Annotated in this window: 11 protein-coding genes and 1 tRNA gene; 2 read left to right on the forward strand and 10 right to left on the reverse strand. The window is 51.6% G+C overall.

Going from position 1 to position 12,905, the window contains the following annotated elements; all coding sequences use genetic code 11:
• Positions 1 to 159 precede the first annotated feature (159 nt).
• Positions 160 to 465: a 30S ribosomal protein S10 gene (rpsJ, locus tag ACAW87_RS21650; RefSeq protein ID WP_085411961.1), complete on the forward strand. Its 306-nt coding sequence runs from the start codon at positions 160 to 162 to the stop codon at positions 463 to 465.
• A 140-nt stretch (positions 466 to 605) separates the two neighbouring features.
• Here rpsJ and ACAW87_RS21655 read toward each other — a convergent pair whose 3' ends face one another.
• The 6 genes from ACAW87_RS21655 to uvrB all read right to left on the reverse strand — a co-directional run bounded on the left by ACAW87_RS21655 (position 606) and on the right by uvrB (position 5,882).
• Positions 606 to 1,484 carry a MerR family transcriptional regulator gene (locus tag ACAW87_RS21655; RefSeq protein WP_370725739.1) on the reverse strand — a complete coding sequence of 293 codons (879 nt, stop codon included), beginning with the start codon at positions 1,482 to 1,484 and terminating at the stop codon, positions 606 to 608.
• A 194-nt stretch (positions 1,485 to 1,678) separates the two neighbouring features.
• The gene (locus ACAW87_RS21660) at positions 1,679 to 2,347 is read right to left on the reverse strand and encodes a carotenoid biosynthesis protein (protein WP_370725740.1); all 669 of its coding nucleotides are present in this window, start codon (positions 2,345 to 2,347) and stop codon (positions 1,679 to 1,681) included.
• 95 nt (positions 2,348 to 2,442) lie between these two features.
• A tRNA-His gene (locus ACAW87_RS21665) sits at positions 2,443 to 2,516 on the reverse strand.
• A 112-nt stretch (positions 2,517 to 2,628) separates the two neighbouring features.
• Positions 2,629 to 3,243, reverse strand: a complete 615-nt coding sequence (locus tag ACAW87_RS21670) for a superoxide dismutase (RefSeq protein ID WP_370725741.1) — start codon at positions 3,241 to 3,243, stop codon at positions 2,629 to 2,631.
• Positions 3,244 to 3,291: 48 nt separating this feature from the next.
• A complete protein-coding gene (locus tag ACAW87_RS21675; RefSeq protein WP_370725742.1) occupies positions 3,292 to 3,729 on the reverse strand; it encodes a nucleoside deaminase in 438 nt (145 codons plus the stop codon).
• Between the two features lie 131 nt (positions 3,730 to 3,860).
• Entirely contained in the window at positions 3,861 to 5,882 is a 2,022-nt protein-coding gene (gene uvrB / locus ACAW87_RS21680) for an excinuclease ABC subunit UvrB (RefSeq protein ID WP_370725743.1), read from the reverse strand.
• A gap of 208 nt (positions 5,883 to 6,090) precedes the next feature.
• Here uvrB and ACAW87_RS21685 point away from each other — a divergent pair, with 208 nt between their 5' ends.
• Positions 6,091 to 7,089, forward strand: a complete 999-nt coding sequence (locus tag ACAW87_RS21685; protein ID WP_370725744.1) for a glycoside hydrolase family 43 protein — start codon at positions 6,091 to 6,093, stop codon at positions 7,087 to 7,089.
• A gap of 189 nt (positions 7,090 to 7,278) precedes the next feature.
• Here the strand turns inward: ACAW87_RS21685 and ACAW87_RS21690 are convergent, their stop codons facing one another.
• The 4 genes from ACAW87_RS21690 to ACAW87_RS21705 all read right to left on the reverse strand — a co-directional run bounded on the left by ACAW87_RS21690 (position 7,279) and on the right by ACAW87_RS21705 (position 12,887).
• Positions 7,279 to 8,655, reverse strand: a complete 1,377-nt coding sequence (locus tag ACAW87_RS21690; RefSeq protein WP_370725745.1) for a M16 family metallopeptidase — start codon at positions 8,653 to 8,655, stop codon at positions 7,279 to 7,281.
• Between the two features lie 100 nt (positions 8,656 to 8,755).
• The gene (locus ACAW87_RS21695) at positions 8,756 to 10,099 is read right to left on the reverse strand and encodes a M16 family metallopeptidase (protein WP_370725746.1); all 1,344 of its coding nucleotides are present in this window, start codon (positions 10,097 to 10,099) and stop codon (positions 8,756 to 8,758) included.
• Between the two features lie 248 nt (positions 10,100 to 10,347).
• Positions 10,348 to 11,865 carry a M61 family metallopeptidase gene (locus ACAW87_RS21700; RefSeq protein WP_370725747.1) on the reverse strand — a complete coding sequence of 506 codons (1,518 nt, stop codon included), beginning with the start codon at positions 11,863 to 11,865 and terminating at the stop codon, positions 10,348 to 10,350.
• A gap of 146 nt (positions 11,866 to 12,011) precedes the next feature.
• Positions 12,012 to 12,887, reverse strand: coding sequence for a TspO-related membrane protein (locus ACAW87_RS21705; RefSeq protein ID WP_370725748.1), 876 nt, complete (start codon positions 12,885 to 12,887; stop codon positions 12,012 to 12,014).
• Positions 12,888 to 12,905 lie beyond the last annotated feature (18 nt).

The raw sequence follows: 12,905 nt of genomic DNA on the forward strand, positions 1-12,905 counted from the left end.
AATTAGTTCAAGGTTCAAAGTCTAACGTTCAAAGTTGCTTCGCTATAGCAGCAGAGCAACCTTGAACATTAGACTTTGAACCTTGAACATTCAATCTTCCCCTCCCGGAGTAAATGGTTCTTTCGGATGGGGTCTAATTAACTAAACGAACCGCTTTGTATGAATCAGAAGATTCGCATTAAACTGAAGTCGTTCGACCACATGTTGGTTGACAAATCGGCTGAAAAAATTGTAAAGGCCGTTAAATCAACGGGCGCGATGGTAAGTGGTCCAATTCCACTGCCTACCGACAAAGAGATTTACACGGTGCTTCGTTCACCCCACGTGAACAAGAAGGCGCGTGAGCAATTCCAGCTTTGCACCTACAAGCGGTTGGTTGACATTTACTCGACCAGCTCTAAAACGGTTGACGCCCTGATGAAACTCGAGCTGCCTAGCGGCGTTGATGTAGAAATCAAAGTTTAAGTTTCCGTAGTAAAAAAAAGCCCTCCGCTATTTAGCGGAGGGCTTTTTTTTGTTCAAAGGTTTAATGTCTAAAGGTTCAAGGTTGCTCCGCTTGCGTGCGAAGCAACCTTGAACCTTTAGACATTAAACCTTTGAACTTTCTACGTACTCGCCATTCTGATCAGATCGTCGATGTTGTTAACGATGGTTCCGTTCTCCGGCATCTCAATATCCTGGCCTACGATTTGGTAACCCGTTAATAACAGGTGCGACTCAGGAAACTGAGCGGCCAGTTTGTTCACGTATGCCTGCACTTCGTGGTTGGATGGCACCGACGTAATGGCTGAGAAGATATAATCGGGCTTGTGCACATTATAAGCGAAAGCCAACTCAGAAAACGGCAGATTTTGACCCAGATACACTACTTTATTGTACCGCGCCCGAATGATGTAGTTAGCGAACAACAAACTAATCTCATGCATCTCCCCCTCTGGCAAATACAGTAAGTATTTTTTACCATTAGGACGTTGCTTGCTCACTTGACCATCAATGGCCACAATTAGTTTCTGACGAATTAAATTCGTGATGAAGTGTTCCTGCGCCGGACCAATAGAGCCCGTTACCCACAGCGTACCTATACGGCTCAGAAACGGATAGATGATGTTGATCATCGTATTCTCGAAACCGAACTGCAGGATGTTAGTACTGATAATTTTTTCAAAGCGCTCTTCATCCAAATCGATCATAGAAATGGTGAGGGCATGAATCTGGTCGGGATAGCTAAGTTGCTTATCAGAAATTTTTATAACCTCCTGATACATCTCCTCAACAGAGAGTTTGGAAATTTCTGAAATCTTATATCCGTGGTCTTTCAGCAACGAGATGTTCAGTACCAGCTTTAAATCATGGTCATCGTAGGTACGTATGTTCGTATCTGTTCGCTTTGGCTGAATAATATTATAACGCTGCTCCCAGATCCGCAACGTGTGGGCTTTGATGCCAGAGAGTTGCTCTAAATCTTTAATCGAGTAGTTACTCATGGGATGATCAGATTATAAAAGTGGTGCAGACAATAAACGCTTTCAAAACAGGTCAAATAGGCCTCATTTACCACTGCTCACGAGAATGCAATGTCGAAACTAAGTACCTACTCACCACTTTCCAACTTTTCGGGTTAAGACATGGAAATTCGGTTGCAATTACGAGTAATTAACCCTAAACGCTACCCTATTGTTTAGTTACGGAGAAGTGTGTACAGCAGTTGGTGACCAATAAAAAAGAAAACTTGTAGGCTGATTATCAGTACTACAAGCCTGTTGTCTTTCCGAAAAGGCAACCCGTACCATATACTGAGTAAGGCAACGGACACTAACCACCAACCCAGGTAATTTTGAATAGGAATTGGATGACCAAACCAGGTCCAGAAATCGAGGCGAATGGCAACGGGTTCTACTACCAAATCCAGGGCTACCATAGCGGTGGCTGCAATAGCTGTTTTCAGATAGACCGGCCACGGATAGCGATCAAAAAGCGAGCCGAAACAGTAAGTCAGCAACAGCCAGTTGGCACCAATGATAGGTGGAATATCGAAGAGCTTTGGTCCAAGGCCTTCGCCATACGCGTATGGGCCACCAAACACATAGCCAGTCCGCACGCCCAATAACTCGATGAAATAGCCCGTCAGTACGGCAAGGGCGATGTAGAACAGAAAAGCAGGGCGCCAATCAGTATGGTACCACATCAACGCTGCCAACGTACCCAGCAAGTTTAGGGGGGTTAACATCTTAAAAAGAGGCGCAACAGCTGGTACCTGCAGCCCAATTAGCCCGGCAATATATGCCAGCGTCAGAATGGTACGAATTAGCTTGTCGTAGCGCGGTTGCAGTGCAGAAATATCGGCCATACAGAGGAGTGCTGTTGCTAGCAAGTTACTGTTAAATGAAGCGAATCAGGCTAAAAAAAAAGTCCTGACACGTATGTCAGGACTTTCAAACGGTGGGTGCACGATGGGTCTCGAACCCACGACCTCCGGCACCACAAACCAGCGCTCTAACCGACTGAGCTACGCGCACCATTTAATTTGAGAATGCAAAGGTAATTAAGAATTAAGAATTAAGAGTGCCTTTGAGTGCGTTTTTCGCATAAAATTTCGCTCTTAATTCTTAATTCCTCATTCTTAATTACTTAAGCGGCTTTAGCCTGTACGTAGCGGGCGTCGGCTGCGCTCCAGTCAACTACATTCCAGAAAGCGGCGATGTAATCGGGGCGTTTGTTCTGGTATTTCAGGTAGTACGCATGCTCCCAAACGTCGAGACCAATAACGGGGGTACCTTTCTGCTCGGTAACATCCATCAGGGGGTTATCCTGGTTTGGCGTTGACGAAACGGCCAGTTCGCCGTCGGCCGTAACGATCAGCCACGCCCAACCCGAACCGAAACGCGTGGTAGCGGCTTTCGTGAATTCTTCTTTGAAGGCATCAAAAGAACCAAATTTCGCGTCAATAGCTGTGGCCAGTTCGCCTGAAGGCTGACCGCCGCCGTTTGCCGACAGGATATTCCAGAAGAATGTATGGTTGAAATGTCCACCGCCATTGTTGCGAACGGCAACGGGGTATTTGCTCACGTTAGCTACCAGCTCATCGATCGACAGGTTTTCCATTTCGGTGCCTGTCACAGCGTTGTTCAGGTTGGTTACGTAGGCGTTATGGTGTTTGCCATGGTGAATTTCCATGGTCTGCTTGTCTATGTTCGGTTCAAGCGCATCGCTTGAATAAGGCAGTGGATCGAGTACGAAAGCCATATCTGTGTTTAAGGTTTAATTCACCCGGTCTAACACCGTGGTTTTGCTTTATGTTCTTAGCCGTCCGAAAAAGTTCGTGATCAAGGCTCTGCTTTCATCGGCCAAAACGCCTGTTTCGATCCGTGTTTTCGGGTGCATCGGCGATGGAGTTAACCGCGAATAGCCCCGCTTGGGATCGTCGGCACCAATAACCAGTCGCCCCAACTGCGCCCAAAAAATAGCGCCTGCACACATTACACAGGGTTCGAGCGTGACGTACAGGGTGCAGTTGGTCAGGTATTTGCCGCCCAAAGCCTGGGTAGCCGCCGTTATGGCAATGATCTCGGCGTGGGCCGTAACGTCGTTCAGTCGCTCGGTCTGGTTACGTCCTTTTCCGATAATACGGTTCTGACAAACCACCAGCGCCCCCACCGGAATTTCGCCCGCATCAGCCGCGTCTTCGGCCAGAGCCAGGGCCATTTCCATGAAATATTCGTCGGTAAACATTTGAAACGTCATTAGGTACGGTCCGCCGCTGCGGGTCATTACGCTACGCGGTCATTCGTGGTCATTTATTGTTTCGCAACGAATGACCACGAATGACCGCGTAGCGTAATGACCACCTAATGACGCTTTACTTAAACCGTCTCAGCCTTCAGCTTGTCGCGAAGTTGGAAAAGCTCGTCGCGAAGGCGGGCGGCCTCCATGAAGTCGAGATCTTTGGCGGCGCGTTCCATCCTGGTTTGGGTTTCTTTGATGAGCTGTTGCAGGTCGTTTTTGCCCATGTACTGCACAACCGGATCGGCCGCAATATTGATCTCGTCGGGCTCCACGTAGAATTGCTTCGGTTTTGAGTCGGCTACTTTGGTTTGTCCCATGATCGACTCACGCGATTTGAGCACCGTTTTTGGGGTAATGCCGTTTGCGATGTTGTAATCCAGTTGAATGGCGCGGCGGCGGTTGGTTTCGTCAATCGCTTTCGCCATCGAACCGGTAATTCGGTCGGCGTACATCAACACACGACCATTTACGTTCCGCGCTGCCCGACCAATCGTTTGAATCAATGACCGAATGTCGCGCAGAAAGCCTTCCTTATCCGCATCCATAATGGCCACGAGTGACACTTCGGGGAGGTCAAGTCCTTCACGCAGCAGGTTTACGCCCACCAGCACATCGAAGTTACCCAAGCGCAGGTCGCGCAGGATTTCGACGCGGTCGAGGGTTTTTACTTCCGAGTGAATGTAGCGCGTTTTGATGCCGACACGCTCCAGATACTTGCTCAGTTCCTCGGCCATACGCTTGGTCAGGGTCGTGATCAGCACACGTTCGTTGCGTTTGATACGCGCGTCCACTTCCTCCAGCAGATCATCGATCTGATTCAGACTTGGACGTACCTCGATTTCAGGGTCGAGCAGGCCCGTTGGCCGAATAAGCTGTTCTACCACCACACCTTCACTTTTGCGCAGTTCGTAGTCAGATGGCGTGGCCGACACGTAGATGGTTTGCGGCGTCAGGTCTTCAAACTCCTGGAACGTCAGCGGGCGGTTATCCATCGCCGACGGTAGCCGGAATCCGTAATCGACCAGCGCTACTTTGCGCGACCGGTCACCGCCCCACATAGCGCGGATCTGCGGAATAGTCACGTGACTTTCGTCGACCACCATCAGGAAATCGTCGGGGAAATAATCGAGCAGACAGAACGGACGCTGACCCGGCTGTCGGTTGTCGAAATAGCGCGAGTAGTTCTCGATGCCGGAGCAGTAGCCCAGTTCACGCATCATTTCAAGGTCGAACTCGGTGCGTTCCTTGATACGTTCGGCTTCCTGTTCCCGGTATTCACCTTCGAAAAACTTGATCTGCGCTACCAGGTCGTCCTGAATCTGGTGAATGGCCCCGTTCAACGTCTCGCGACCCGTGACGAAGAGCGTGGCCGGGAAAATAGTCACCGACTTTTCGTTCGACAGCTTCTTACCCGAAGCCGGGTCGATCCGTTGAATAGACTCGATTTCGTCGCCGAAGAAAATGAACCGGTACGCGAAATCGGCGTAGGATACGAACAGATCGACGGTATCGCCTTTCACACGGAAATTACCCCGCTCGAAATCACCTTCCGTTCGGCTATACAGAATACTGACCAGCTTATGCAACAGTTGATTGCGACTGATTCGCTCCCCTTCAGCAATTCGGATGATGCTGTTCTTAAATTCTTCGGGGTTACCCATGCCGTAGATACACGACACCGACGCAATCACGATCACATCGCGCCGACCGCTCATCAGGGCCGACGTTGCCGCTAGCCGTAGCTTGTCAATTTCTTCGTTGATCTGGAGGTCTTTCTCGATATACGTACCTGTGGTGGCGATGTAGGCCTCGGGCTGGTAATAGTCGTAATAGGAGATAAAATATTCGACGGCGTTGTTCGGAAAAAACTGTTTGAATTCGCCATAGAGCTGTGCTGCCAGCGTTTTGTTATGGCTCAGAACGAGCGTCGGCCGGTTTGTCTGCGCAATCAGGTTGGCTATAGTAAACGTTTTTCCTGACCCGGTAACACCAAGTAGTACCTGCGACGGTTCGTTATTATTGACCCCTTTAACCAGTTCAACAATGGCCTTTGGCTGGTCGCCGGTCGGTTGAAATTCAGACGTTAATTCAAAGTTCATCAGCGTTGTTGCTACGAGTTGGCGTAATCCACCAATTTACGAATAAACCAGCCAACAGGCAAGGTCGTTTTGGAAAGAAGTGATTTGAATCGATTCCGTGCCGGTACAGCCTGCCCCGCAAGGCGGGGTTCCCCTTGCCTAACCTTTACCCAACCCTCTGCCGGGTAGGTACGTTGTTCAACTAAGGCCTTTAGCCTGACTGACCACAATGCCGACGACGAAAACAACATTCAAAAACCCGTTGCTTCCCAAAGGTCCAGACCCCTGGGCGGCCTGTCACGACGGCTTTTATTACTACACACACTCGACCAACAACAACCTGACTATCTGGAAAACGCGTGATCTCGCCGATTTGGCCCATGCCGAGCAGAAAGTGGTCTGGAACGTACCTGACGATGGTCCATTCTCAAAAAATATGTGGGCGCCCGAACTGCATTACCTGGATGATGGCACCGGCGAAAAATGCTGGTACGCTTATCTCAGCGCGGGCGACGACCGGGATGCCGGCGATCAGCGAATCTGGGTGCTCGAAAACAGAGACTGTGACCCGCTGGGTGGCGAGTGGCACGTGAAGTGTGAACTCACAACACCCGATAGCAAATGGGGCATCGATGGCACCGTAATCGACATCGACGGTCAACTACTGCTGGCCTGGTCGGGATGGGAAGGCGACGAAAATCACCAGCAAAATATCTACCTCTGCCGGATGAGCAACCCGTGGACTTGCGTGGGCGACCGGTTGCTCTTGTCTGAGCCTACCTTACCCTGGGAACGCCATAACCGCGATCCCGACCCAAACAGCGGGCGGAACCATGTATTAGTCAATGAAGCGCCCGCTTTTATGCGCCATGAAGACCAGCTATTCATCGTCTACTCGGCTAGTGGCTGCTGGACCGACGAATACGCCATGGGCCTGATTTCGGCAAGAATCGACAGTGATTTAATGAAAGCTTCATCCTGGACAAAGGCTCAGGAGCCTGTCTTCAAAACCTCGGAACGGAATGGCGCATTTGGCCCCGGTCATGGCTGTGTTTTCCACACTGAAAGCGGGCAAACGTGGCTGCTCTATCACGCTAATCCCGGCCCGAACAAAGGCTGCGAAGATGAACGTACCCCGCGCCTCCAGCGTATTCGCTGGCACCGAAACGGTATGCCCAATTTCGGCGTTCCAGCGGCGGAGGAAATGGAGATGGAACGGCCGGTGTAGGTTATGGTTGGATGCTGGTCCCCCGGCGTTTTGCTTTCGCGTGGTCCTTCGACTAGGCGTCCCCGACAGGCTCAGGGTGACAACACACATCTAAACGTTCATGACGAACTTGAGTGGAATTGTCACCCTGAGCCTGTCGGGGACGCCTAGTCGAAGGGCCACGCGAAAGCAACCTACCTGAAATCTTCCCTAAAACCCTTCCGCCTTGATCTCCTTCTCCGTAATAACCCCGTATTTCTTCACCTTATCGCGAATAGCTTCGGCTTTACCCACAAGCACGAACTGTAGCTTGTCTTTCGGGAAATACTGGTCGATGATCTGCCGGGTTTTGGCCACGGTCAGGCCATCGACGTTTTTCTGGAAATTGTTGATAAACGACTCGTCGAAACCCAGACTGAACATATCTGTCAGCAGATTGGCCAGACTACTCGCCGATTCGTAGCGGGGCGGAAAATCGGCCTTGACGTAATTTTTAGCCGATGTCAGCGTCTTCTCGTCGATACCAGTTCGGTGCAAACTATCAAGCACCTGCAACGCCATATCGATAGCCTGGGTAGTGGTGCTGTTTTTCGTGAAGGTCGAGATGGCGAAAGTGCCGCTCTTCCGGAAGGTGCCGAAGCGGCTGTTAGCGCCGTAGGTTAGGCCCGAGTTTACGCGCAGGGCATCATTGAGCCACGACGTGAACCGACCGCCAAGGATTGTGTTGACCACCGTAACGGGAATAAAGTCGGGGTTGCTCTGCGTGATGCCTTTACCGCCGATCAAAAAGGTGGTTTCGCGGGCATCATCTTTATTGATCAGCAACACGCGGTTTCTATCAAACGCAACCGTTGGCTCCGCCAAAACGGGCGACGTAGCCGCGGCCGTTTTCCAGCCACCAAATAAATCAGTGATGCGCTTTTTCATAGCCGCCGTGTTGAAATCGCCAACAATGGCAATGGCCGCCCGGTCGGTGGTGAAGTTCTTCTGGTAAAACTGCCGCGCATCAGCCGCCGAAATGGCCGAAACAGACGCGGGCGTACCCGTCAGCGGATTGGCGTAGGGATGCGCGCCATACACAAACGTGTTGAAATACGACCCAATCACACCACGTGGTGTTTCTTTTTGCTGGGTCAACTGAAGCAGTTGCCGCTGTTTGTACTTATCGAACTCGGTCTGATCGAAGGTTGGCTTCGTAAGCACATCCTGGATAATATCAAACAGTAAATCCTGGTCTTTAACGGCGAAGGAAGCGGTCATTTTAGCCACTTCTTTTCCCCCATACGTTTCCACGCTGGCCCCTACATACTCGATCTTTTCTTCGAGCTGCGACTTCGTGTATTTCGAACTGCCGAACAGCAACGCCTGAGCCGTCATGTTGGCCAGTCCGTAGCGACTACCATCTTGCACAGCGCCCGCATCGAACACCGCCGATATATTGATCAGCGGCACTTCATGCTGTTCCATCAGGTAAACCGTCAAGCCATTCTTCAGCTTGAACTTCTGGTAAGGTGGTACTTTAAACGTCTGCGCCAGCGACGTACCTGTTGCCACTAGGGCAATGATAAACGTGAATAAATATTTCATATGATGTGGGATTTTGGATCTCGGATGTTGGATTTGCTCCGCTGAGGAACAGTCACGAAATTCAGCGGAGTAAATCCAACATCCGAGATCCAAAATCCTTCTAGTTGTTCTTAGCTGGGTTTGGTTTGGGCTCTGGCAATAGGTAGCCCACGGTGCGGTTGCGCTCAGTCAGGTACGTTCGGGCCACGCGCTGCACGTCTTCTTTGGTCACCTTTTCGTAGAGCGAAGGCGCTTCGTAGAGCTTCTTGTAATCGCCGAAATACAGTTCATACGTACCCAGCGAATTAGCTTTTCCGTTGATGGATTCCATGGTTCGGTAAAATTCCATCAACTTCTGGTTCTTCAACTTCTGCAGTTCCACGTCCGTAATACCCTCGTTGATCACCTTGTCGATCTGACGTAACACTGCCTGCTCCAACTGCGGAGCCGTAACACCGCTGGCGGCAATGGCATAGATCGAAAACAGGCTTGGATCGAACGACATGTCGGCATTGGTAAACACCCGCGATGAAATGGTCGAATCGAGCACCAGCGACTTCACCAGCCGCGATGAGTTGCCCGAACTCAACACGCCGCTGAGCAGATCAATGGCGTAATAGTCAGGGTGGCGGGAAGCGGGGGTGTGGTAGGCCAGCAAAATGTTGGGCGTGGCTATGTCTTTGTAGGTCGTGGCACGTCGTTCGCCGTTCTGGGGCGGCTCTACCGTGCGGAGGCTGTCGGGTAGTTTCTGCGCAGGAATTGGCTCGATATACTGCTCAGCCATTTTCTTAACCTGCGCGGCCGTTACGTCGCCAACTACCACTGCCACAGCATTATTGGGCGAGTAATACGTTTTGAAGTACTTCTCCAGATCGGCCTGCGTCCACTTTTTAATGTCCGACTCGAAACCAATAACCGGAAACATGTACGGGTGCTCCACAAACGCCACCGACTGCACCAGTTCACTCAGCACACGGTAGTTGCTGTTTTCCAGTCCGGTACTACGTTCCGACAAGACCACGCCGCGCTCACTTTCCACCATTTTCGGATCAATCGCCAGATCGCGAATCCGATCGGCTTCAAGGTCGAAGATCGTTTCGAGGGCACCGCTCTGAAACCAGTCGGTGTAGACCGTCGTGTTTTCGGTGGTGTACGCGTTGTTCGACCCACCGTTGGCTTCCATCACCCGGTCGAACTGCTTGGGACCGTATTTTTTGGCCCCGTTGAACATCATGTGTTCAAAAAAGTGCGACAAGCCCGTGATGCCGTGCACTTCGTTGCGCGAGCCGACTTTCCAGAATGAATAGAAATTCGCGTTGGGAATCGAATGGTCTTCCAGGACCATGAATTTCATGCCGTTCTTAAGCGTGAACGTCTGTACGTCTTCTGCTTTGGGCTTATTCTGAGCCAGCACAACGCCCGCCGAGAGCGTCAGCGCCGTCAGCAGCCCTATTCCTTTGTTCATGAGGTGACTTTAGTTTGGCGAAAACCTAAAACTACTGCCCGAATAGCGCATGAACAACGCCTGTGTGAAGTACGGTAGCTTTAGGTTACGACTGGTGGGGAAGATGCTGTTCAGGATATTTTATCTTGAACTTGCTAACCGCGCGTTTGTAACGCGTCTGAAGCGAACGAATACGTATTACCTCTCGCATTAGATGCGCGTTACAAACGCGCGGTTAGTAGGTTCAGGATAAAATATCCTGAACAGCCTTATGCCAACCAACGCTCCCACTCCATGCGCTCCTGCGCCCGGCCGACCCATTCGAGCACGACAAGCCCGGCATCATCGTAGCTCATGCGCAGACCGATGAACGCCAGGTAATTGTTCAGTAACGATTCAATGGGTACGTTGCCGGTAATGCAGGTGTCGAAATACCAATCGAGGGGTTCGTCGGCTACTTGGGCGGCGATGGCGCGGTAATCGTCGTAGGTGTAGCCGCGTGCGGGTTGGCCGTTTTCCGTAGCGCCAAAGCGTTGCCAGAGCAGCCGCATCACATCGTCGAGTGAGCGTTCGTGGTCGAATTTCCGGCGAAGATGCAAGTCGAGGATCAGCGAGGCGATGGCGCCTTTGTGGTAAACCGATACCTTCCGATCAGGAATACCCCGAACGTACCCATCAAGCCACAGATCCCATGACGATTCGATCAGCGAAAGCGACGCGCGACCAGCCTGCTCGAAGTGGCGTTTCAGAATCACCAGCAACTCTTTCAGGTACGCCGCGTCATCGAACACGCCCGACCGACGGAGCATTAAATCGCCATAATACGTCGTGATACCCTCAGCCACGAAGCAGGTGGTGAAGTAATTTTCGCGGGTGAAATCGTAAGGCGTCAACTCAGCCGGACGAATGCGGCAGATATTCCAGGCATGAAACAGTTCGTGCGATGCTACGCCCAGCAGATCGGTATATAGGCCCGCTCCTTCGACAGTGACGCCATCGGCGGCCAATCCTTCCAGTTCAGGGCCAAGCACCAGCACCGTACTATTTCGATGCTCAACGCCGTGGTAATATGGAACCGGCAGAACGAGGGTCAGAAAATGGTACTCAGCTTCAGGAAAATCGCCAAATAGCTTGATCTGCGCTTCGGTGAAGCGGGTAAAATCAGCCGTGATTTGAGCCGGGTCAAAGGCAGGTGGCATCCGGTAATTCCAGCCCTGCACCCAGACCATCACGGCCACATTCTGAACAGTGTAGCGAACGGCCTGCAACGTACCTGACGCAATCAACGGGCTATCGACCAGCGCATAGTAGTCATTGGCGATTAGTGTTTTACTGTCTCGCTGAGGAAGTCCACACGCAATTTGCCAGCCGTCGGGAATATCGAGGGTAAGCGTACAGGCTTCGTGTAACCGACCCTCGGCGTACAGACACAGGTTTACCGGATTGATATACCAGAAGTGCGACGAATCGGCGTAGCTGCTACCCGCATCGAGCTTATGATCGCCCGCCACCAAACCGAAATAATCGTATCGTACCTGCACCGACGTAGCGCCGTTGACCTGCACCTCCCAGCGATCTTTCGTCACTTTCCGGTACGTCAACGGCTTATCGTTCTGATCAAAAACGGCAAACGCCCGGATGTTCTTCGCAAAATGCTGCAGTTCATACCGACCTGGCCGCCAGGCAGGCAACTGAAGAGCAAGCGTGTCGCCTGTCACCTCATCGATGCGACAGGTAACACTGATATAATGACTGCCCGGTTCGGCAACGGAGAGAGTGTAGTACAAAGTTAGTTTTGAGTTTGATGTTTAGGGTTTGACGCTACGTTGCAAAGGCAAAGCTACCTACAAGTTTTCATTCATCTCGGGAATCAAACTATGACGTAACGTAGCCGCAACCTCAAACCCTAAACATCAAACCCTAAACCTATTTTTTAGTCCAGATCAATATAATACGGTTCGTTGTCCATCTCTTCGCGGGCTTCTTCGGCGGCTTCGAACTGGGCCTGTTCTGGTGCCGCAAGAGCTGGCTGAGGCTGTTGCGCCTGCACCCGTTGCACAAACACACCGGCACTCACCAGTGCCAACGTACCTGCTACTGCCGCTATGGCATCGTTTCGGCCAGCCTGCTTAGCCGCCACGCCGGTAAAACCAGCCACAAAGGGTAACAAGTAATAGGGATCATTCAACTTTTTCGAGACCGTGACGCCAATGCCCCCCAGCACACCGAGCAGACCAACGGCAAATGGCACAGCCCGCTCGCGACTCACCCGATAACCAGCTTCGATAAGCAGATTCGTAGTTGCTACACCCGTCGCCACCGTAATCCAGCCCGCGTAAATGCCCGTTGCCCGATGGAACGTCTTTTCTGGCTGTGGCACCTCAGGCGTTTGTCCAACACCCAGTGCGTTGTGTAATGCCAGCACCGTGGGCAACGTACCCAGCGTAATGGCATTGGCTGCTACCCGCGCCCCTTTTTCGCCGCGCGAGAAGAAAACCCCGAACAGGCCGTTCAGCAGGTAATTGGCAACCAGCCAGGGAGCGGCTTTTTCGTAACGTGGATTGTCGACCTGCGAGGGCAATGCCTGATGAATGGCCAGGCCCAACGTACCTGTGTAGATGACCGGCCAAACAATACCAAACGTTTCATTGGCGGGAGTTATCAGGTTCGTTTCCAACTCGTCCTGAAACTCGGGAACAACCTCGGTGCGGCGCTTTTTATTTCGTGGCCCTGCGAAGAAGTACGTACCCACAACACTACCAAGAACTAGTACGGCCGTAGCAATGCGGCTGATTTTTGTATTTTCCATACACGTTGATTGAGCGAT

Source organism: Fibrella aquatica, assembly GCF_041321135.1.
Taxonomy (GTDB): Bacteria; Bacteroidota; Bacteroidia; order Cytophagales; family Spirosomataceae; genus Fibrella; species Fibrella aquatica.

Excerpts from the sequence above, each read along its gene's own strand:
- rpsJ (WP_085411961.1), top strand. The coding sequence starts at position 160 with ATGAATCAGAAGATTCGCATTAAACTGAAGTCGTTCGACCACATGTTG.
- ACAW87_RS21655 (WP_370725739.1), bottom strand. The coding sequence starts at position 1,484 with ATGAGTAACTACTCGATTAAAGATTTAGAGCAACTCTCTGGCATCAAA.
- ACAW87_RS21660 (WP_370725740.1), bottom strand. The coding sequence starts at position 2,347 with ATGGCCGATATTTCTGCACTGCAACCGCGCTACGACAAGCTAATTCGT.
- ACAW87_RS21670 (WP_370725741.1), bottom strand. The coding sequence starts at position 3,243 with ATGGCTTTCGTACTCGATCCACTGCCTTATTCAAGCGATGCGCTTGAA.
- ACAW87_RS21675 (WP_370725742.1), bottom strand. The coding sequence starts at position 3,729 with ATGTTTACCGACGAATATTTCATGGAAATGGCCCTGGCTCTGGCCGAA.
- uvrB (WP_370725743.1), bottom strand. The coding sequence starts at position 5,882 with ATGAACTTTGAATTAACGTCTGAATTTCAACCGACCGGCGACCAGCCA.
- ACAW87_RS21685 (WP_370725744.1), top strand. The coding sequence starts at position 6,091 with ATGCCGACGACGAAAACAACATTCAAAAACCCGTTGCTTCCCAAAGGT.
- ACAW87_RS21690 (WP_370725745.1), bottom strand. The coding sequence starts at position 8,655 with ATGAAATATTTATTCACGTTTATCATTGCCCTAGTGGCAACAGGTACG.
- ACAW87_RS21695 (WP_370725746.1), bottom strand. The coding sequence starts at position 10,099 with ATGAACAAAGGAATAGGGCTGCTGACGGCGCTGACGCTCTCGGCGGGC.
- ACAW87_RS21705 (WP_370725748.1), bottom strand. The coding sequence starts at position 12,887 with ATGGAAAATACAAAAATCAGCCGCATTGCTACGGCCGTACTAGTTCTT.